The 20,868-nt window shown below is 39.3% G+C and carries 19 protein-coding genes; all 19 read right to left on the reverse strand.

Translation table 11 applies throughout. The features are described 5' to 3' along the window. Positions 1–25: 25 nt before the first annotated feature. Positions 26–1,726: an alpha,alpha-phosphotrehalase gene (gene treC / locus FZC76_RS02600; protein ID WP_148986707.1), complete on the reverse strand. Its 1,701-nt coding sequence runs from the start codon at positions 1,724–1,726 to the stop codon at positions 26–28. Between the two features lie 39 nt (positions 1,727–1,765). Further along, a complete protein-coding gene (locus FZC76_RS02605; RefSeq protein WP_148986708.1) occupies positions 1,766–3,445 on the reverse strand; it encodes a glycoside hydrolase family 13 protein in 1,680 nt (559 codons plus the stop codon). Between the two features lie 65 nt (positions 3,446–3,510). After that, the gene (treP, locus tag FZC76_RS02610) at positions 3,511–4,926 is read right to left on the reverse strand and encodes a PTS system trehalose-specific EIIBC component (protein ID WP_148986709.1); all 1,416 of its coding nucleotides are present in this window, start codon (positions 4,924–4,926) and stop codon (positions 3,511–3,513) included. Positions 4,927–4,977: 51 nt separating this feature from the next. Next, the gene (locus FZC76_RS02615) at positions 4,978–5,487 is read right to left on the reverse strand and encodes a PTS sugar transporter subunit IIA (protein WP_148986710.1); all 510 of its coding nucleotides are present in this window, start codon (positions 5,485–5,487) and stop codon (positions 4,978–4,980) included. Positions 5,488–5,621: 134 nt separating this feature from the next. Next, positions 5,622–6,137 (reverse strand): CBO0543 family protein, encoded by a 516-nt coding sequence (locus tag FZC76_RS02620; RefSeq protein ID WP_148986711.1) that lies wholly within the window; start codon positions 6,135–6,137, stop codon positions 5,622–5,624. A gap of 121 nt (positions 6,138–6,258) precedes the next feature. Beyond that, positions 6,259–6,753, reverse strand: coding sequence for a hypothetical protein (locus FZC76_RS02625; protein WP_148986712.1), 495 nt, complete (start codon positions 6,751–6,753; stop codon positions 6,259–6,261). A gap of 78 nt (positions 6,754–6,831) precedes the next feature. Beyond that, positions 6,832–8,094 (reverse strand): MBL fold metallo-hydrolase, encoded by a 1,263-nt coding sequence (locus tag FZC76_RS02630; protein ID WP_262372381.1) that lies wholly within the window; start codon positions 8,092–8,094, stop codon positions 6,832–6,834. A 74-nt stretch (positions 8,095–8,168) separates the two neighbouring features. Beyond that, entirely contained in the window at positions 8,169–10,376 is a 2,208-nt protein-coding gene (locus tag FZC76_RS02635) for an alpha/beta fold hydrolase (protein ID WP_148986714.1), read from the reverse strand. A gap of 20 nt (positions 10,377–10,396) precedes the next feature. Beyond that, positions 10,397–11,860, reverse strand: coding sequence for a sodium/pantothenate symporter (gene panF, locus FZC76_RS02640; protein WP_148986715.1), 1,464 nt, complete (start codon positions 11,858–11,860; stop codon positions 10,397–10,399). After that, complete coding sequence (locus FZC76_RS02645) at positions 11,860–12,150, reverse strand: YhdT family protein (RefSeq protein ID WP_148986716.1); 291 nt, start codon at positions 12,148–12,150, stop codon at positions 11,860–11,862. The genes panF and FZC76_RS02645 overlap by 1 nt, the downstream gene beginning before the upstream one ends. Positions 12,151–12,514: 364 nt before the next feature. Beyond that, complete coding sequence (locus tag FZC76_RS02650) at positions 12,515–13,681, reverse strand: acyl-CoA dehydrogenase family protein (protein WP_148986717.1); 1,167 nt, start codon at positions 13,679–13,681, stop codon at positions 12,515–12,517. A gap of 61 nt (positions 13,682–13,742) precedes the next feature. Further along, entirely contained in the window at positions 13,743–14,276 is a 534-nt protein-coding gene (locus FZC76_RS02655; protein ID WP_148986718.1) for a DUF6241 domain-containing protein, read from the reverse strand. Positions 14,277–14,426: 150 nt separating this feature from the next. Next, complete coding sequence (locus FZC76_RS02660) at positions 14,427–14,873, reverse strand: pyridoxamine 5'-phosphate oxidase family protein (protein WP_148986719.1); 447 nt, start codon at positions 14,871–14,873, stop codon at positions 14,427–14,429. Positions 14,874–15,018: 145 nt separating this feature from the next. Further along, complete coding sequence (locus FZC76_RS02665) at positions 15,019–16,257, reverse strand: D-alanyl-D-alanine carboxypeptidase family protein (protein ID WP_148986720.1); 1,239 nt, start codon at positions 16,255–16,257, stop codon at positions 15,019–15,021. Between the two features lie 194 nt (positions 16,258–16,451). Beyond that, positions 16,452–18,044 (reverse strand): M3 family metallopeptidase, encoded by a 1,593-nt coding sequence (locus tag FZC76_RS02670; protein ID WP_262372355.1) that lies wholly within the window; start codon positions 18,042–18,044, stop codon positions 16,452–16,454. 49 nt (positions 18,045–18,093) lie between these two features. After that, complete coding sequence (locus tag FZC76_RS02675) at positions 18,094–18,990, reverse strand: GNAT family N-acetyltransferase (protein WP_187441930.1); 897 nt, start codon at positions 18,988–18,990, stop codon at positions 18,094–18,096. 351 nt (positions 18,991–19,341) lie between these two features. Continuing rightward, positions 19,342–19,884, reverse strand: coding sequence for a GNAT family N-acetyltransferase (locus FZC76_RS02680; RefSeq protein ID WP_148986722.1), 543 nt, complete (start codon positions 19,882–19,884; stop codon positions 19,342–19,344). A 7-nt stretch (positions 19,885–19,891) separates the two neighbouring features. Further along, positions 19,892–20,230 (reverse strand): hypothetical protein, encoded by a 339-nt coding sequence (locus tag FZC76_RS02685; RefSeq protein WP_148986723.1) that lies wholly within the window; start codon positions 20,228–20,230, stop codon positions 19,892–19,894. Between the two features lie 11 nt (positions 20,231–20,241). Then, positions 20,242–20,748, reverse strand: a complete 507-nt coding sequence (locus tag FZC76_RS02690; protein WP_148986724.1) for a GNAT family N-acetyltransferase — start codon at positions 20,746–20,748, stop codon at positions 20,242–20,244. Between the last annotated feature and the right edge of the window lie 120 nt (positions 20,749–20,868).

The raw sequence follows: 20,868 nt of genomic DNA on the forward strand, positions 1-20,868 counted from the left end.
TCTACCACCTACAGCTATTGTAGCATTACTTTTTCAGGTGATAAACGACGGATTCGTATGGACGTAGGGTCATTTCTTTAAAATGGCTGCTAGAAGTCTCATAATTGCTTAATAGCACTTCTGATTTGTATTCGTCCACATCAACATCCTCTGGTAACACAAAGGAACTTTCCTTGCCATAGTAATTGCTTATTACAAGAAGTTTCTCATTTTCACTATTGCGGATATAGGCAAATATTTCCGGATGCTCTCCTGAAATCAATTGGAAATCCCCATGTGTAATCACATCATAGTTCTTTCGTAGTTCAATTAACTTCTTATAATGATAGAAAACAGAATCTTTATCATTTAACGCCGTCTCTGCATTTATTTCTTTGTAGTTTTCGGCGACTCCTATCCAAGGTGTACCCTTTGTAAATCCAGCATTTTCTTCACTATTCCACTGAACGGGCGTTCTGGAATTATCGCGAGACTTATGGCGAAGGATCTCAAGGATATCCTCTTCGCTCATTCCAGCTTCCTTTTTCAAATTGAAGATGTTTAAGGATTCCACATCACGATAATCGCTTATTTTCACGAAACCTGGATTGGTCATTCCGAACTCTTCGCCCTGATAAATGTAAGGTGTACCTCTCATCATATGTATGCTTGTACCAAGCATTTTTGCTGACTTATTGTGATATTTGCCATCATCACCATATCTGGAAACGACACGAGGTTGATCATGGTTACACCAGAACAAGGCATTCCAACCGCCGCCTTTTTCCATCTCAATCTGCCAGGTAGACAAAATATCCTTTAACTGTTGGAAATCAAAATCCGCAACAGACCACTTTTCTCCATTAGGATAATCCACTTTTAAATGGTGAAAGTTAAATGTCATACTGAGCTCATTTCGATCGGGTCGAGTGTATTTAATACAATGATCGATTGTAGTAGATGACATTTCCCCTACTGTCATACTGTCATATTTAGAGAATACTTTTTCGTACATTTCGTTCATATATTCGTGAACTTGTGGTCCGTCTGTGTAAAACCTACGGCCATCACCCGGAGGCACCGACCCATCATCATCAGGGAAACTTTGGTCTTTGGATATAAGGTTGATCACATCTAACCTAAAACCATCCACTCCCTTTTCAAACCAAAAGGTCATCATATCGTAGACTTGTTTGCGAACTTCTTCGTTCTCCCAATTCAAGTCTGCTTGCGTCACATCAAATAAGTGCAAATACCATTGCCCGGTTTTGTCATCATATTGCCAGGCGTTTCCACCAAACTTGGATTCCCAGTTTGTCGGTTCGCTTCCATCTTGCTTACCGTCCTTCCAAATATAAAAGTCGCGATATGGGTTGTTGTCTTTCTTTTCTTTAGACTTCTGGAACCACTCATGCTCTGTGGATGTATGATTCACGACAATATCCATGATAACTTTGATTCCTCTATCATGAGATTCTGATAAAAGCTGATCGAAATCTTCCATCGTTCCATATTCTTCATGAATGGAAAAATAGTCGCTGATATCGTAGCCATTGTCTTTCTGCGGTGATTTGTAAATAGGAGTCAACCAAATAACATCCACTCCTAATTCTTTTAAGTAATCAAGCTTTTTAATTATTCCCTGGATGTCTCCTACACCGTTTCCAGTTGTATCATTGAAGCTTTTTGGATAGATCTGATAAACAACAGACCTCTTCCACCATGGTTCTTGTTCTTTTTTACTCAATTTCAAGCACCTCTTTTTCTATATTTAAAATAGTAGATGTTAATTCAATAAATAAACTCGTGCTTCATATGGTTGCAAGGTAAATTCAGCAATATTACTTTGTTCTTCTACCGTATAGTTGCTTAGTAAAAGTTGTTTGGTCATAAAGTTAATACCTTTTGGCAGTTTAAAAATAGGTTCCTTGTCATAAAAATTACAAATCACAAGTAGCTTTTTGTCTTGATAGTTTCTAACATAAGAGAAGATCTCAGGATCGTCCTCCAGTATTAATTGATAATCACCGTAAACGATCAGTTCATTCTGTTTTCTCAAGTGAATCAATCGTTTGTAATAATTAAAAATAGAATGTTCATTACTTCTTTCCGCTTCAACGTTGATAGATTTGTAATTAGGGTTAACGGTTAACCATGGCTTCCCTGCAGTGAAGCCAGCATTCTCCTCATCATTCCAGTGCATTGGCGTTCTCGCATTATCCCTACTTTTCTTAAAGAGGCTTTCCATCACTTTTTGTTCACTCCACCCTTGTTGTTTCAGGTCAGAGTAAGCCTGCAAAGTTTCAATATCCTTATAAGAATCTATCGAATCAAACCTAACATTTGTCATGCCAATTTCTTCACCTTGGTAGACATATGGAGTACCTTTCATCATATGAAGAAGTGTAGCCAGCATCTTAGCAGATTCTACTCGGTATTTTTCGTCATTTCCAAATCTTGATACGGACCTTGGTTGATCATGATTATTAAAATATAGACTGTTCCAGCCACTATCTGCTAAGGTATACTGCCACCTTGATAAACTCTGTTTAAGCTCAATCAAATTCAGTTCCTGCACGTCCCACTTTCCATTAGGTCCATTATCCAATCCCATATGTTCGAATTGAAATACCATGTTCAGTTCATTTCTTTTCTCACCTGTATAATCTTTAGCCTGATCGGGAGTAACACCTGGCATCTCTCCAACGGTTATGACATCATAGTGAGATATAACCTTCTCATTCATTTCTTTTAAGTAATCATGAATCATCGGACCGTTACGGTAAAACTTGCTTCCGGAAGCATATTCTTTCCCAGGTTTAATCTCTCCATCAGGCATGCTATCTACCTTAGAAATGAAATTGATGACATCCATTCTAAAACCGTCGATACCTTTATCCAACCACCATTTCATCATACGATACACTTCTTCTCGAAGCTTTTCGTTTTCCCAGTTGAGGTCTGGCTGTTTTTTGGAAAATAAGTGCAGATAATAATCTTTTGTCTCTTCGTTGTATTCCCAAGCAGATCCACCAAAATTAGATGCCCAGTTGTTCGGCTCCTTGCCGTCTTTTGGGTCCCTCCAAATATAATAATCACGATATGGATTCTCTCTCGATGTTTTCGCCTGCACAAACCACTCGTGCTCATCAGAAGTATGATTGACCACAAGATCCATGATCAATTTCATATCTCTAATATGTACCTCTTGTAACAATTCATCCCAATCATCCATTGTTCCGAACTCATGCATTATTTTCATGTAGTGACTGATATCATAACCGTTATCATCATTAGGAGATTCATAAACAGGTGAAAGCCATATGGTATCGATACCAAGTTCCTTTAGATAATCAAGCTTCATGATTATTCCTTGAATATCCCCAATACCGTCACCATTAGAATCCATAAAACTACGAGGATAAATTTGATACACGACACTTTCTTTCCACCAGGAATGGTTCATCTATCAAGCTCTCCCTTCATAATTGAAAAAATTGTAAAAAGGGGTCAGGCCCCTTTTTACAATCTTTACGCTTCTTTTCTCATTTTCACTTTTGCTATTAAGAAAGTAATGACAAATGGTACGACAAGCACAATTCCCATTCCAAGGAAGAAAATTGGCCAGTATTCCGCCATAATGGAGAAGAATGCAGGTATTCCACCCACCCCAATAGACGGAGCCTTAACACCGGCAATAGTTATAATAATCCCCGCAATGGCAGATCCAATCATTGCTGCAAAGAATGGATAGCGGAATCGTAAGTTAACACCAAACATTGCTGGTTCTGTAATCCCCAACCACGCAGAAATGGAAGATGTTAATGCCAAACCTTTCAACTTTTCATCTTTGGTCGCAAGCATCATCGCAAAGGCAGCTGAACCTTGTGCGATGTTAGAAAGGGCAACCATCGGCCATAAGAAAGTTCCACCAATTGTTGCAATCAGCTGGAAATCTACTGCCAGGAATGTGTGATGCATCCCTGTAATAACTAAAGGTGCATATAAACCACCATAAATAAGTCCACCTAACGCTGGAACAGCATCAAAGATTCCGACAAACCCGTTCGTCAGGAAGTTTCCGATTGCGAATGTAACAGGTCCGATTGCGACAAACGTTACAAAACCAGTCAATAATAAGGTAATCGGTGGGACAATAAGCATATGAAACGCATCACTTACCCGTTTGGATAAAAATTTCTCCACTTTAGCCAGTACAAATGCTGCTACAAGAACAGGTAATACTTGTCCTTGGTACCCGACTTTTTCAATTTCTAGTCCGAAGAATTTCCACGTATCAACCGCTCCGTCTTCTTGAGCTTCTGCATATCCCCATGCGTTAAGGAGATCAGGGTGCACAAGCATTAGTCCAAGTACAATACCTAACAGTTCACTGCCCCCAAATCGTTTTGCGGCAGACCAACCAATAAGCCCCGGTAAAAAGACAAAGGCAGTATTAGCTATCAGATTAATGATACTTGCAATATCTGCCCATTCTGTATGAACATCAATCACAGATTGATCATTATAGAAAATACCTGGGCCTGTTAATAAATTATTTATCCCCATAAGTAGACCTGCTGTAACAATGGCAGGCAGAATTGGAATAAAAATATCGGCCAATGTTTTTATTGCACGCTGGAGCGGATTTAAATTGGATTCAGCTGCCTTCTTCACTTCATCCTTGGAAGCTTCCCCAACACCAGTAATGTCTACAAATTCTTTATAAACCTTATTGACAGTTCCTTGTCCGATAACAACTTGAAACTGACCATTAGTGGAGAAAGATCCTTTTACTACATCTATGCTTTCTAATGCCTCTCGATCTACCTTACTTTCATCATGCAAAGCCAAACGGAGCCGAGTCACACAATGTGTGGCTGCACTTACGTTTTCCTTTCCCCCTAAGGCTTGGACAATTTCTTCGCTCTGTTTTCTAATGTCCATTTCTGTTTCCTCCTGTATGCCTTCTCTTTTTATATATAAATCCTAATTCATTTAATTTTTCATTTTAATTTTTATGAATTCCGATTGTCCTTTCACTGCATCTCCACTTGATATCTTTTCTAGATTGTCGACATTTTCTCCATTTGTGATGACCACTGGAGTAATGATGTCAGCAGCTTTTTCTTTAATAAGGTCGATATTGAAAGTAATCAGCTTGTCGCCAGCTTTCACTTTATCGCCTTCCTTTACATGCCCCTCAAATCCTTCCCCATTCATGGACACCGTTTCCAAGCCTACATGAATTAATATTTCCGCACCTGTCAGGGAACGAATGCCAATTGCATGTCCTGTATGGAAGAACTGTACGATTTCTCCGTCAACAGGTGATACTACCTCGCCTTCTGTTGGAACGATTGCCAACCCATCTCCCATCATTTTTTGAGAAAATGTAGGATCTGGAACATCGCTTAGCTCCGTCACTTTGCCGCTCAAAGGAGCAAGGATGACTTCTTCTGTTTGAGTTTGTGTGGTGTCTTTCATTCCGAAAAGCTTTTTGAACATGATAATCCCTCCAAAATAAATAATTTTTATGGTTTTTACTTTTTTATTCAGAGAAAAAACGCTTACATTTACTGAGCAACTTGTATATACATGCTAGTGGTTATTAGTCTAACTTGTATATACATGTTAGTCAACTAAAAAGTGCGATGCTTCTTTTTTATCAAATAGAAAAGTAATCTAGTGGCGATTGCTAAAGAAATAAATGCGAAAAAAGATTTCGTGTGGGTCCATTCTTTTAATACCAACATGTCCAGCATCATAAACAATGGTTCAAAAATAAAAGACAAAACCGCTGCACATAGCACACTTCCAATGACAAATGTTTTCCAAGTAGACGCATACTGATAAAGAAGCATATACATAACCGGTATGACAGCAGTATCTGCGGGGAGCAACGTTTGAATGTCTGTATTTAATTTAAAGGGGTAGCTCCACTTGCCATATTCCGTCCCAAGTAAATCAAGCCACGTTGCCATTGCAGCCCAACAGAGACCATAAGCGAGAATTTCGAATATCCTTTCTTTATCTACTATCCACCACCATATTACCCATGGGAGAAATAAGGATGTGACCAATAGCCACCAGCGGGGATCGGCAATTGAGGTTAGAACTATCCAGTTGTATAGGTAGTTATAATTGGCAATCTCCATTATGTACATTCCCTCTCTTTATTACCTTAAACACCTTTAACAACAACAGTCATAAGTTGTTTTATCTTCCCCTACAGCCTTAAATTTACTCAGTGTCTGTACAAACAAAAAACACTGCAGACTATGCAGTGTTTTTTAGTGATATCGTTGTCGTTATTGGGAGGAAGGAAAATATTTTAAAGGTGATTTTCACTTTTTCTGCTGCTTCAACGCTTCCTTTACTTTTTGGGTCAGTGATATAGATACTATAGATTTCTTCTTTTTTGGAAGTGTCACTTGGGATAGTAACCTCCTCCAATTCTTCAAACTCCTCTGTTTGAGTAGACATGAATGATTGATCCACGTTGGAGTCACTACCAGAATATACTCCACTTAGTTTGATGCTATAAGCCGTGATGGGCAGCTCATTTTCTTTGCTGTCCATCATGGAGGCCCTGTAAACTTTAATCGGCATGACATAAGGATTTTGCAGGCTTAATGATATACCATTTTGATTTGTTTCCTTTACTGCTGACGCTATAACTTCTTCTTTTGTGGTGTGGATATAGAGCATAAATAAGAACAGGCTTATGATAAGTGCTAGAGTAAGACGTACTGGTTTTTTTAGTCTTTTCAATTGTAAGGCTCCTCGCATTGTGTTCTTTTAAAATAATTTCTTATTTACTTACATAACACAATTCGAAGCTATTGAAACCTATACGTCCTTCCCTCCTGCTTCATATTCATCCACTAAATCTCCTTGATCATCATAAAGCTGGGCTTTATCTCCATTATTATTCCATAGATGGTCACTCAGCCAATGGATATATTTTTTGAAATGTTGTTTATGTGCGCCAGAAGCAATGTAAATGGTTTCACCTGGTTGGAGCTTATAATTTTCAGGGAAATCATACGTTTGATACCCTTTTTTGCTTACTAATTTCCAATAAGACATATCAACTGTTTCTGCACTTTTATTTTCTAACGTGACCATTTCTTCTTTAACATCCAAATCAGTGATGACAACCGATTTTTTAGAGTTTTGCTTTTGCTGATTGGCATAAAGCCATGGACGGTTATTGACAAATAATAACTTTCCATCTGTTGAAAAAACAATGCTCCCAGACTCTGCAGTATTGTATATATCCGCTCCGCTCTCAATTAATCTGTTTAAGACCGGCAAATGTGGGTGGTGAAAGTCATTATCTTTTCCAGCGGATATTACGGCTATATTGGGTTGAACATCCTTCAAAAAGGAAGCCGTTGATGAGCTATTAGAACCATGATGTGCGACTTTCAAGATGGTCGATTCCAGGTTGTATTTCCTGCTCATTCGCTTTTCCTCTTGCTCCTCCGTATCACCCATCAAAAGAAATTTCATCTCCCCATATTTTATATGAAGGACGATGGAAGCATTGTTGGTTTCTTTTTCTTCCGACCCACTGTTTAATACCTTGATCTTCAAGTCGGGATCAATGTCCAATTTCATTTTTTCCTTTGCATATTGTACGGGGACAATATTGTTCCAGACGTATTGTTTGTATTGAATAAATGTTAATGTGGTATGAGCCTTTCCGCTGTCTAATATTTTCTTGACAGGTACCTTTTCTAATAAAGAAGGAATTCCTCCGATATGATCAAAATCGGGATGAGTGATGACTAACAAATCAATGGACTTCACGTTTACTTTTTTCAAATAAGCAAGCAGCTTTTTGGACGAATCTTTTGGGCCAGTATCAACTAGTACGTTAGATCCATTAGGGGTTTGCAATAGGATCGCGTCCCCTTGTCCGACATCAATGAAATGAACAAGTAATGGCAATGAAACAATATTAGTATTTTTAGGTTTTTCTATTTCATAAAGAAATGTAGGCGCGTCTGTTTGATTGATGGACAGTGGTGTCAGAGTACTTGACTCGGATGTATTCAGAGGCTGAAGAAGAATGGAGAGAAGCAGCAGTATGATGATTTTTTTCATGTTCAACCTACTCTCCCCCTTGTGTGATGATTCTATATTTACTATGAGGGAGAGTCGGTATTTTTATTCATTGATTAGTTGGTAAAGCCGATGTTATCTAAGAAAATTAAACCACTATCAGTTTGGTTGAATTCAAAAGTAACCTCTTCTATCTGAGTATAATCTATGTCAGGAAAGTTCTCTTGTAAATAATTCAAAGGGATACCGTATGTTTGAAGCATATGTTCATATTGATTACCGTACCGCTCGTTCCACCAATCAAAACGGTACAAAGTAGTCGTATAAGTAGGTTCGATGTAAATGGTTTTTCTTACTCTGCCATCGAAATTGGCCATCCCTTTTGCTTTGACACTTACTGATACAGGAATCGCTTTATTTTCAAATCCCTCGGGTAGGTCAATATGATAAAAATCATACCTAGATGGATGGGCCTGGACTGCATCAAACCTAAATATAGTCTGCTCTGAAAAGTTATTAGCAGCACCTTTTGGCAATGTGATGGTATATCGACTATTTTTATTCGTCCAACCCAATTTAACTACTTGATTATTTTGCTGTTCTTTATTTCTTTGAAGTAAATTAATTTCTTTCCAGATACGAAGGTTGTACCCTTGGAGCTGTCCACCATTTAGTGTTGTTTTCGTGACATCTACGTCCTCTTCGAATGTAGCGATAGGTTGAAAATCGCGATCCTCATAGCGCACACGAAGTGGATCAGTTGGAATCCATGTCGAAGCAATTTCCTTATCGGAGAAGACTCCGCGGTATTCACGTTTTTCTTTTAGCGTGGCGTCTAGAAAAGCAGAAACATACATCTTGGTGATTTCTCTTTGAGTTTCAGGATTCATTATTTCCTTTCGGTTCATAAACCACCAATATGGGCTTGGCTGATCCACTTCCCAATCTGAATTAAATTGGCCATGGTTAGCGCCATAGATATACACACTGCTTTTGAACCCGTCAAAGTCTTCTGAAAAAGAAACACGCTGAAATTGCCTCATACCAAGGTAATTCGTATGGTCGGTATCATTTCCACCCTGGAGGGTAAGATAGTTCACATCTTTTAAACTGACTGGTTGATCTCCAGGTTTGAATCGACCATCACCTGGCGATAAACCTATCAATGATTTGATGGAAAAATCAAAGTTCAAACTTACTTTTGCGTTGTTCGGAAACCTGTCAAGTTCATTAAAGAGAGCCGCAATACTTACAGCTTCTCCACCCCTGGAGTGGCCGATGAGAGCGATATTGTCCATGTCTACTCTATTGTAAAGCGCATGTGTTTTGTCTTCGTTCCAGGACTGCCAAAGTTCCACGTGCTTTAATAACAGCCATGCCCTCCCCGCATTATCCCAACCGATATGACCTGTTTTCCCGGAGTTGATGAAATTTTGGTCAACCGACGCAACAATATACCCTTTACTTGCCAGCATTTCTCCAAGATAAGCGTAACCTCCGTCTGAAAAATCAGCCATATTATGGTTGCCATGAACGATTAACACAAGAGGATATGCAGCTTCCTCTTCTTTTTCAGGCATCCACACTCGAGCATTCAACGGGGCATTGTATAAATCAAAGCCCCAAAACCATTCTCGATACCATTTATTTAAGCCATTAGGTTGCGCAACAAACGAAGACATATTGACAGTTTTGGTTTCATATTTAACATCTCTATACTCTACCCTGCGTTCATCCTTGCCACTGCCATAGGTAAAATATTGAATCTTGGCACTTCCATTCTCGGCTGGATTTGTTATAGTAGTGGCAACTTCTCCCACCTCAAGTGACCAAGGGCCTTCTTTTCCATCTGTAAACGCAAGATAAATAGCGGCTACGTGCATGCTTAACGTAAGGAAACTAAAAAATAGAAAGATTGCTTTTTTCCGTTTATGATAAAGAAATATAGTGATTCCTGATAGTATAGCGAGTACCATTACGGCAAAACCCATTAATCGGAAGAATGGACCCATATATGCGCCAACACTGTATATTACAGCTATACAAGCTACAATAACTGACACAAGAAATCTAGGTAAACCTCCTAGAATATTTAAGAGGAGTAGTGTAATCCCTATTCCTAAGACTAATGCCAATGCACCAGTACCTGAAATCAAAAGTATATCAAACCACTTTCCTGCACCTGTAAAGAAAAAATAACTTAATACGACAACAAAAATCGATATATAAAGAAGGAGACTGATCACCAGCTGCCTTTTGGTTTCCCTCATGAAGCTACTAGCTTTTTCAATACTGTTATTATAAAGCTGATTTAGCTTGTTCATTTTAAACTCCTACTCTTTTATTAAAGCAAGTATTTATTAATTATTTTTTGGTGTTCCTGCTTCTTTCTATCACTACCTACAATGCTACATAAAATATAGGCCATAAGAGAAAGAAAGACTGGTACTACAACGCTATGCATCCCAAATGCATTTGGAAAATATATAGTTATATAGATATAGGAAAGTACCCCTACAAGTATGGATGCCAGTGCACCAACCGCATTGCCACCTTTCCAATAAAGCCCCAATACAACCGGCCAGATAAAGGCCGCTTCCAACCCACCGAATGCAAATAGGTTTAAGGTAATGAGAAATGCAGGTGGTTCTATTGCCATAAAGAACACTAATACACCTACGACCGCTGTGACTCCTATGCTTATACGCTTGATATTTTTTTCTGGTGCGTCAGGACGTATATAATTTAAGTATACGTCTTTTACAATGGAAGAACTCACTATCAGTAGTAGAGAATCAACCGTCGACATAATGGCAGCCATTGGAGCTGCCAAGACAATCCCTGCCAACCAACCTGGCAAGACATGCAGAGCCAATAGAGGCATGACTGTATCTGGTGTATCTAAGCCAGGTAATACAGCTCTTCCAAACACACCTGCCAAGTGCATCCCTAGCATGATGAACCCAACAACGATGGTACCGATTATCAATGCTGCATGCATAGCTTTGGAATTCTTATATGACATAGCTCTGACAGCCACCTGAGGAAGTCCAACTACTCCAACCCCAACTAAGATCCAAAAAGAAGAGACATATAATGGCGTCAATGACCCATCCGCTCCAAATGGGGTGATAAGATTAGGATTCTCCTTCAAGAGATCGCTCATAATTGCAGGTATGCCTCCACCGGCAATGACGGTACCTGCCAATATGACTATCGTCCCTATCACCATGATAATTCCCTGCACACCGTCAGTAATGGCGACCGCACGGAATCCTCCGATGATTACATATACCAATACGGAAGCTGCAAATACAAACAACGCAGAGGTATAAGAAAGACCCGTTATCGACTCGATGAGCCTCGCTCCGCCAATCCACTGTGCTGCCATCGCGGAGAAGAGGAAAAGAATGATGCTAAGGGCTGATAATAACACGACCCATTTATTCTGATACCTTTCCTTTAAAAAATCGATCAGCGTGATGGCTTTCATTTTCCGTGCTACAATAGCGAATTTCTTTCCTAAAATCGTTAAAACAAAATATCCTGTCACCACCTGTATCATGGCCAACAGCACCCAACCGAGTCCGGAATGATAAGCAATTCCCGGCCCTCCGATGAAGCTGGAGGCACTCCCATACGTCGCGACCATGGTCATTGCAAGTAACAGCCCTCCAAGCTCTCTTCCTCCAAGGAAATAATCCTGTACAAATGAAGAGGAGTTAGCTAATTTCCTGGAGGCAAACACTCCAATGAAGAAAATAATAACAAGAAATAACAGCAAAGGAATAATAACTTGTATGTTCATCAACGATCTCCTTCTTCATCTGTCTCTAAAGGAAGATCCTTAAACCAAAACCTGACCACTAGAATGACGAGTATTATGATAATAATGAAACCTAGTATACAACTATAAAAAAACCATGTGGGAAAACCTAAAATATATGTATAGGTGTCGACCGGCTTTGAACCAAAACCATATGCAAAACCGTACCACCAAGCAAAATGGAAAAGAACCAGTGCAATCCCGATCCATGCTTCTCTATGTGCAACGGGATAGCGCCAGTCTCTTTTACTTTTGTTAAATTTTTCGTGCATAAAATCACTCTCTTTTTATTTCAGTCTGTATTTCTTAAAAGACATTTACTTTTTAAAAAACTTCAGTTACTGGATTGCCGCGCTGTACCTTTCCGCGGGACGGTGCTTGAGCCTCCCTCACTTCTTTGGTGGCCATTGAAAAAGTCTTGATTTTAGTATTTTTATAGACACCGCTGTTGATTTCCGCAAATGGCTTCGCTTTCCTAGGGGCGCTGGTGGAGCCTCCTCGGCTACGCCTGCGGGGTCTCCACCTAGCGCTATCTCCCTCAGGAGTCTGCGCCTTTTGCTCCAAGCAACAGCTAGGAATTGGACCGCCCGCAGGTAAGCGAAGCGCCTGGAACGTAAATCAACAAGATACCCTTTCTTAACTTTTATTTAAAAAAGCCTGCTTAGCCAGCATTTCTATTGTAATCTCATCTGCAGGAGGGTTATGTAATCCTGCCCGGACATCTCGGTAATGACGTTGAAGAGGATGTTCTGCATGCAGGCTTTGTGCACCAACTATCCTCATCGCTTCATCTACAATTGAGATGGCACTGTTTGTCGCAACCAGCTTGGCTGTCGCAAGTTCTCCAATCAGATCATTTCGTTTACCTGGTTTTTCATCCCATAATCTAGCCACGCTGTATAACAGATGACGTGCTGTCGTCAATTCCATATCCATTCTTGCTACCCTATCCCTTACTTTAGGAACTTCTCTTATCGGATGAGGTAGGCTGTTTGGATGGTATGAATCGGCAAATGATACAGCTTCATTTCTTGCTGCAATGGCTATGCCTAAATAACAGGCGGGTATATGAAGAAGCCACCCTTGTGGTTTCGGAGTTTTTTTCTTTTTTATATATAAAAGTGCCTGTTCATCTGCGAATACATCCGTTAACACCAAATCATCACTTCTAGTAGCTCTCATACTCATAGAGTTCCACGTTTCTTCAATAGAGATTCCCTCCAGTTCGCGAGGTAGCAAAAACTCCCCTACATCATCCGTTCCTTCTATGCTTGCTGAGATAATGAAATAATCCAAAACAGGCGCTAGGGAGGTGAAATTTTTTCTTCCGTTAATTTGCCAACCGCCTCCGGAGAGCTTCTTGGCAACTGTTTCGGGCTTCCCTCCTCTTGCTGGGCTACCGGTCTTTCTTTCACTATGCGCACTGTTAATCAATTTTTTGTGTTCTACAATATCCCCACAAATCTTTTTATAGATATCCTTGGGCCATGATTGATTTATCCCTTCGTTCATCATGATACCCAAGTGCCATCCAAGACTCAGTGCCGTTGGTGCATCACCTTGTGCAATGGTTTCCTGCAGTAATACAAACTCATACAACCCCGCACCTTTTCCACCGTACTCCTTTGGGATGGTAAGATCCAGTAAACCCGCATCTTTAAGTGCTTGAAAATTTTCAAAAGGAAATTCAGCTTTTTGATCATACTGGCCAGCGCGGGTATAAAAGCCCGAAGCCAAAGAAGATGCTTTTTTTACCATCAGCTCTTGCTCTTCTGTTCTTGCAAAACTTCTGATTCCATTCATCTGAAATAACCACCCCTATGCGAATTCCCCATCATTTTACCATAAGGTGATGTTGTAGCCATTATTTAAAGTTGATAGTTGGATTTTTTAAGTATTCTTTTTCTTCTTCTTCCGTCATTACGCCCGTTGCTTTCCCAATCGTCCCATTAAGCAAGGACCAGACCCTATTATGATCTAGGTCTGCATGGGAAAAGTCACCGTTCTGCCATTTTGTTAGTATTTCCACATACACTTCTTCATGTTTATACTCGGCTTCTTGGACTTTTTCTAATAGCCAATCAATTCTCTCAGGTGTCATCTTATAGTGGGTCCATTTGCTTTCCGCTTTGACCTTTTGATGAGACATCCAATGAATGTAATTAGCAACATGGACTTCATTCAGTTTCCTCTTATGATTGAATGGATTTTCTTGTTCAACTGAAATATTGTTTGAAGTTGATAATGTCCCTGAAGAAGGGTTCCCTTGTACCCCTGCCGACCCTGTTTCCTGGAATGGGGACGTGTACAAATAGTAAGTAATTAGTGCACTAGCCAAAAGAAAAACAGCCACAAAGGGAAGGAGTTTGTGTTTGTTCGATTTAAACCAACTTTTCATAGAAACCCCTTTCATTTAGAAAAATTTAGTATTCTATCATTATATATGGAAATGTATGACTTTTCTATGTTTCTATTAACTTTGAGAGATTTTTAAGGCAAATAGAAAAGGCTGCCCCTTAAAATATGGACAGCCCCGTGCAGCGTTACATCAGCTTTTCAATAATGCATAAACTTCTTCATCTAACTTTTTGGCAAGGTCTTCGTCGTATGTTTTCACATAGTCAGGTTCTTGCGTTATTTTTCCGCCATAAAAAATGACATCTTCCACAGACTCAACTTCAACGGTCACTACACGATACTTCATTGTTTTATCAATAACTTCAGATACGGAACCCTTACCGTTAATGGAATAACAGCTTCCGGCTCCTACAACACCTAGTATCAATTCCGGGTTCTCTTGAATGTTAAACGCACTCTCTGCCTTATGGCCTAAAGCAAATTTAATCGTTTTACCATCTTCATGTGCAACCAACCATGATACAATGCTTAAATTCGGTTTATTGCTATCCTTGTCTGTTGTAATCAAGGACACGATTTTCTCCCCTTGCAATAATTCAACTAGCTCTTTACTAAGCGCATTCTCTTTTCTCGGCATGATCTTTCCCTCCTATTATCTACATATCTCCATTATATACAATCTTTGGACAACTCGCCAAACCCTTATTCATACCCTACCCCTCTTTCTAAATACAAAACAGCGGAACAACCTGATATTCTTACAGGATGCTCCGCTGTTTCCATTACCTATAATAGCTGCTTCTTCTAGAATAAACGAGCGAATCCGTGTAACGTTGTTGCATTTTTTTTCTCCTTCTTCTTCTTTGTAGCACATTCATAACAAAAAAGAAGATTAATAGTGCTGCAAAAATAAAAATGGTAGAACCTACACTACTCTTTGTACTTGTATCTCCACTTGAGTAATCAGTGGCATTTGATGAAGAAGCAGTAGGAACAGGTGTCAAATCATTTGTTTCTTGTTCAACCAACACATTTTCTTCCACGTGTCTACGGTTGCCTATTTTCACAACCAAATCCTTGTCCTTGTTTACACGCAAGGTAACCGTTTCATCCTCTCTTTTTGCTACATGCACATTTTTCGCGAGCATGTACTCTCTGCCAGCAGCATCTGTGACCATTTCACCTTTATTGATTTCATCTGTAATAAAATTTCCAAAACCATAATCCATTAGAGTCATAGTGTCTTTGTAGATGTAATATTTTGAAGCTGCCTTCATGGTTACCACAATGAGATCCATTCCATCTCTTTGGGCTGAAGTAACCAATGTATGACCTGATTCCGGCACATATCCATTTTTCACTCCAGTTGTTCCCTCGTAATCCCATAATAATCGGTGATGATTGTACAATGTGGTTTCCCACCCTTCACCAATCCACTCCATTTCCTTTGTCGCGACAATCTCCCTAAATGTTTCATTCTTCATTGCATATTGGGCAATCTTTGCCATATCCTGAGCAGTTGTCACATGTTCAGGGTGAAACAGACCATGTGGGTTGGTGAAATTTGTATCCTCAACGCCTACTTTTCCCTTCACAAATGTATTCATTCTCTTGGCAAAATCTTTTTCACTGCCATCAAAATGTTCTGCTATGGCAGTACCTGCATCGTTACCAGAATTAATCATCAATCCTTGAACCAGTTTTTCAAGCGTTACCTTTTCTCCTTCTAGTAAATATACTCTTGAACCGTCTTGATCTCTTGCATTTTTACTTACCGTTACAATATCCTGAAGGTTCCCCTCTTCAATGGCAATGATAGCTGTCACGATTTTCGTGATGCTAGCCGGATACATTTCACGTTTACTGTCTTTTTCATAAAGAATATGACCAGATTTGGCATCTATTAATATAACGGACTCACTAAATAAGTCTCCGGGTTCTTCTGCTTGGACTGCTATCGAACTCCCAAAAATCAAAAAGAGTAATGGGATGATGATGCATAGTTGTAGTTTTTTTATCATAGAAGACTACATACCTTTCTAGTTTCTCTATTGTCGGTGTAGTGTTTTGTCATAAAAACTCGAAAAATCTCACTATCTATTAGTTTATATTAATTTCATTGGATTTTCATGCAAATTTAAGGATTTGTTAGAAAAGTCATAAAAACTTAACAAAAAAAGGGTAAGTAGAGGAGATATCTACTTACCCTAAACTATCAGTTATTTACTTTTTCGTAGTGGCAATAGGCTTTTATAAAGTGGTCTGGGTTTAGTGGTTCGCCCGTCACTTTTTCAATTTTTTCATTCCAATGGTAGGTTGCTCCGGGTGCCAGGAATGCATCACGGATAAAAGCTCCGACCTTAAGGGAGAAGAACTCATCAGATACATTGTTTTTGATATGCTGATAGAGTTGTGCAGCAGTCAATTCCCCCAACAAGTAGTTTTGGTAATAAACAGGTGCAAGTGTGAAATGAATCTTTGCCGCCCAATCTGGATTGGTCCGGTCTTCAGGTGGATGAAGCAATTGAATTTTTTCCACTGTTCCCCACCAAAGAGCGTTAAGGTCCTGGTCAGGGTTTTCATATAGCTTTCTTTCAAAGGAAACAAATGTGATAATCCATCTTGCTGAAATTAGCATTTTCAATTGTTCATGCTCTTCAAGGGACGGCATTAATGTGTTAAGCTTCTCATCGTCTAATTTCAAGAATTTAGAAAGCCACTCTCTATTTTCCGTCATTTTTCCGAATAACATGGCAATGGCCTCTGTTGTTAAGATATGCGAGAAGCTTCTTAGTAAATAGGGAAGATCACGATTTACATATTTATTGTACGCTGCATGTCCAAATTCATGAAGCATGGTCCCCATCCAATAAGTATTATCTACATTGTTGCATAGTACCCGAATATCTCCCTCACGATTCATATCCATACAAAACGCAGTAGGGTTCTTTCCTTCACGAGGATTTAAGTCAGAAGAAGCATACAGTCCTTCAATTGGCATATCCATGGAATCAAACGTGTCTGCAGTCAATTTTTCTAGATCTTGCCCTTTGAAATATTGATCCAGATTCGTTTGTTCGTTTGCCGGTGCTTCCTGGAAAAATGGATCCACATAATGCCATGGTCGTAATTGTTCCGCTTTCACTCCAAACTTTTTGGCTAGTTCGTTGTCTAATTCACTTTTCAACCTACGATAGGTAGAATCCGATTGTTCTACTAGATTTTCGAACATAGAAAAAACTTCTTCTAAATCTAGTTCCTGATTGGCAAACGACATTTCATAATAGTTTTCATAGCCTAATTTCCTTGCCGCTTCATTTCGCTTTTTCACTAGTTCCAACAGCTTTTCCGACACAACTTGACCAACTTCTTTGCTTGCCTTCCAAGCTTCTTCGCGTTCCTTGCTGTCGGTACTATTCAACAAGATATTTCTAATGTCATTGGCGGATAACTTTTTTCCATTCACTTCAGGCAAGTACGTATTAAAAAGGTAATTCAGTTCAGAGGACATAGAAGACATTTCTTCAATTGTATCCTTATCCAATTGATTTTCTTTCATTCCATACTCGAGGATTTCTAACTGTCTTCTTTGTTCCATCGTAAGTTCTGAATCTTGCAGGTATGATTTCACCTGGTTGTAACGATCTTGATTGGCATAAAAAAGGCTGAATTCACTGGAAGCTTTACCGGCTTCCTCTGCCCATTTCTTTTCTCCAGTCGTTTGTGCCATCCACCCAGCGTGAGTGGATTTTTTTAATAGTTTCTGAAACTGTTCATTTTGTTCATCTAAAAACTTTGCAACCATCATAACGATCCCTCCAAAATTAAAACAATATGTAAAATTCGACTCGATTTTCTTATCTTTTTTGCATTGAGTCCACATCAGATGTTATTGTCTTCTTCATCCAAACTTGCTCTACCTTCATCGAAAAACCTTTGTCGATAAGGTAGTCAAACACGATGTTATTGGACGTTTGAAAAAATGCTACCGTACACTGGTAAGGCGCAACAGTCGGCGGAAAAAGATGAAAGAATAAAGCTTCCAATACTCTTTCCGGTTCTTTCTCTCCTTCATTTAAAAAACAATGAGAGACTATAATGGCCTTTAAGGTTCCATCAGTGGTATATTGTCTTTTGAACATGGCATATGCAGCAGTTTCACCGTCAGTCCCCAATAGTTGCAACGTCAAACCATCTTTCATGCACCACCATTGACTTTGCCATGGCGTGTCATGATGATAACTTGATAGATACTGAGCATCATGTGCCGATGTAAACACAGGGTAATATTCCAATGAGTCATTTAATTCAAGCGACGTCTCTAGGGACAGGTGCACCACATGATCTACAATCTGATAGTCTTTGGATTCGTACAGCGCGATTGCTTGTCTGTTTTTTGAGATAGCTTCCAAAGTAGCTGTATGTATCCCTTTTTCCTTATACAATTCACAAGCTTTTTCTACTAACAGCTTCCCAATCCCTTTTCTGCGGTGAGTCGCAGCTACCCCTGTACCTCCATTCCAAGCAACAAGTTCTTCCCCTATCTTTTTGTATCCACTTAATAAAAGACCTACAGGTTTCAAACCGTCAAACGCAATAATGGATAAGTCAGCGGATATATTCTCTTGACCCAATCTAGCAGCAAATCGGTCCACATCCATGGTTGCATCAAAAAAATAACCTTCAAACCCCTTGTTCCAAGCTTCAAGTGCTTGATTCAATGTGCACTCACTCAAACGTTTTATTTGATACATATACATGCCCCCTTTGTTCCTAAATGCATACCAAGCCAACCTAATTACTATCTTATAATAATAACAGAAAAACTTACAGTATATTCTGAGAAATAGATTTTTCTGAAATTAAATTCTAGATGATTGGTTAATCGTCGCTGTTCCTTTCCGCAAATGGCGAAGAGTCTAGCGGGGGAAGAAGCGACATTGTTGAGACCTCGCAAAGAAGTGAGGGAGGCTCAAGGACGGACCGCCCGCAGGCTAGCGAAGCGCGTGGAACGGAAATCAAAGGATATTATAAATGCTTTCTAAATCTTTTCAAAAAAAATACAGGTTGAAACGTAGTTGTTCCGACCTGTAATTCTATAAGTTTTATTGTTTGTGATCTTTTTTAAGTATGGAAAAAACATTTGCATCATGAAATTTGCCGCCTTGATATAAATATCCCCTCAAAAGACCCTCATGAGTAAACCCTACTTTTTCTAGAACCTTTCTCGAGCCGACATTTTCCGGATAGACGTTTGCACCGATACGATGGAAATTCATCCCCTCGAACCCAAAATGAACCAGTGCTCCTATGGCCTCTGTTGCATAGCCTTTTCCCCAATAAGGAATATCTATTTCATAGCCGATTTCGGCCCGTTGATGCTTTTCCGATATTGCATGAAAACCGCATGTCCCTATTAGACTATTAGTTTTCTTCTCTATGATTCCCCATCTATAAAGAGTTGTATAGTCATCAATGAAATCTTTTATGAATTTATCTGCCTCCAGTTTTGTCTGAAAAGGCTCCATCCCGTAAAATTTCGTCATATCCGGTTGGGAAAAATATGAAAAAATAACATCTGAATCTCTTAACGTTAGACTTCTTAATTGAAGTCGTTCCGTTCTGAGCATTGGTACCGGTTTTAGCATGATCTACCTACCCTTCTGTCATTTCTGCTACGATATATTGGTTAGTCCACATTTTCAGCATTATCACTAGGCTCTCATCCCCTTTCGAAAAAAGAAAAGTAGAACCTAGTTGTTCTTCAAATTCCCAGCCATCTTCTTCCACATGGGAGAGAACATCCTGCAGCCCTTCACCATTATCCATTTTCGCCATGACTGTTGTGGAATCTTCTGCTGAAGAGAGTGTTACAATTGGTGAACCGGTCAATGCTAATTTCACCGCTCCCCTTACCTCTTCATTAAATGCAAGTAGTGTTCCTGTGACTAGTAGTATGCCTGTGAAAATGACGAGCACCCATTTCCATTTCATTCTACTTCCTCCTACTCTACTATTCTTCTCCCCAATATCACCAAATCCCTTTTTACAGAATCAAGTTCCGCGACACCAGGAAGATATCCCCACTTTTCAAATCCATACTTTTCGAACAATCGTATACTTGGGACATTATGTGCAAAAATGAATGCTAATAGATTCTCAATTTGAAGAGCTGGACACTCTTCCATTGCTATTTCTAATATTTTTGCCCCTAGACCCTTCCCTCTGATTTCTTCGCTAAGATAGATACTTACCTCCGCTGTTGCTTGATAGGCCGGACGACCGTAAAAATTTTGAAAACTAATCCAGGCGCAGATGTGATTGTTTAGTTCCACTACCTTTAAAGGTCTTTTTGGATTATGTTTATCAAACCAATCCATTCTACTTTCCACAGTGATCGGAGAAGTATCTGCCGTCACCATCCTGCTTTCGATGGTGGAATTATAGATGGAAACTATTATAGGTAGGTCTTCTAATACAGCATCCCTTATATGGATAGACAAGTTATTCATGATGATTCACCTTTCTAGTATTCTATGCTTTTATTCTGTTAATAGTATATTATTTCATAAGAAAATTGGATAGAATTATTTTGGAATTTAGGTGAGTAGAATTGTATATACCAATACGAA

The organism is Sutcliffiella horikoshii (assembly GCF_008180725.1).
GTDB classification, from domain to species: domain Bacteria; phylum Bacillota; class Bacilli; order Bacillales; family Bacillaceae_I; genus Sutcliffiella_A; species Sutcliffiella_A horikoshii_B.

Excerpts from the sequence above, each read along its gene's own strand:
- FZC76_RS02615 (WP_148986710.1), bottom strand. The coding sequence starts at position 5,487 with ATGTTCAAAAAGCTTTTCGGAATGAAAGACACCACACAAACTCAAACA.
- FZC76_RS02685 (WP_148986723.1), bottom strand. The coding sequence starts at position 20,230 with ATGAAATGGAAATGGGTGCTCGTCATTTTCACAGGCATACTACTAGTC.
- FZC76_RS02630 (WP_262372381.1), bottom strand. The coding sequence starts at position 8,094 with ATGAAAAAAATCATCATACTGCTGCTTCTCTCCATTCTTCTTCAGCCT.
- FZC76_RS02690 (WP_148986724.1), bottom strand. The coding sequence starts at position 20,748 with ATGAATAACTTGTCTATCCATATAAGGGATGCTGTATTAGAAGACCTA.
- FZC76_RS02670 (WP_262372355.1), bottom strand. The coding sequence starts at position 18,044 with ATGATGGTTGCAAAGTTTTTAGATGAACAAAATGAACAGTTTCAGAAA.
- FZC76_RS02645 (WP_148986716.1), bottom strand. The coding sequence starts at position 12,150 with ATGCACGAAAAATTTAACAAAAGTAAAAGAGACTGGCGCTATCCCGTT.
- FZC76_RS02635 (WP_148986714.1), bottom strand. The coding sequence starts at position 10,376 with ATGAACAAGCTAAATCAGCTTTATAATAACAGTATTGAAAAAGCTAGT.
- treP (WP_148986709.1), bottom strand. The coding sequence starts at position 4,926 with ATGGACATTAGAAAACAGAGCGAAGAAATTGTCCAAGCCTTAGGGGGA.
- FZC76_RS02665 (WP_148986720.1), bottom strand. The coding sequence starts at position 16,257 with ATGATAAAAAAACTACAACTATGCATCATCATCCCATTACTCTTTTTG.
- FZC76_RS02620 (WP_148986711.1), bottom strand. The coding sequence starts at position 6,137 with ATGGAGATTGCCAATTATAACTACCTATACAACTGGATAGTTCTAACC.
- FZC76_RS02660 (WP_148986719.1), bottom strand. The coding sequence starts at position 14,873 with ATGCCGAGAAAAGAGAATGCGCTTAGTAAAGAGCTAGTTGAATTATTG.
- FZC76_RS02680 (WP_148986722.1), bottom strand. The coding sequence starts at position 19,884 with ATGCTAAAACCGGTACCAATGCTCAGAACGGAACGACTTCAATTAAGA.
- FZC76_RS02655 (WP_148986718.1), bottom strand. The coding sequence starts at position 14,276 with ATGAAAAGTTGGTTTAAATCGAACAAACACAAACTCCTTCCCTTTGTG.
- FZC76_RS02605 (WP_148986708.1), bottom strand. The coding sequence starts at position 3,445 with ATGAACCATTCCTGGTGGAAAGAAAGTGTCGTGTATCAAATTTATCCT.
- FZC76_RS02675 (WP_187441930.1), bottom strand. The coding sequence starts at position 18,990 with ATGTATCAAATAAAACGTTTGAGTGAGTGCACATTGAATCAAGCACTT.
- FZC76_RS02650 (WP_148986717.1), bottom strand. The coding sequence starts at position 13,681 with ATGAATGGAATCAGAAGTTTTGCAAGAACAGAAGAGCAAGAGCTGATG.
- panF (WP_148986715.1), bottom strand. The coding sequence starts at position 11,860 with ATGAACATACAAGTTATTATTCCTTTGCTGTTATTTCTTGTTATTATT.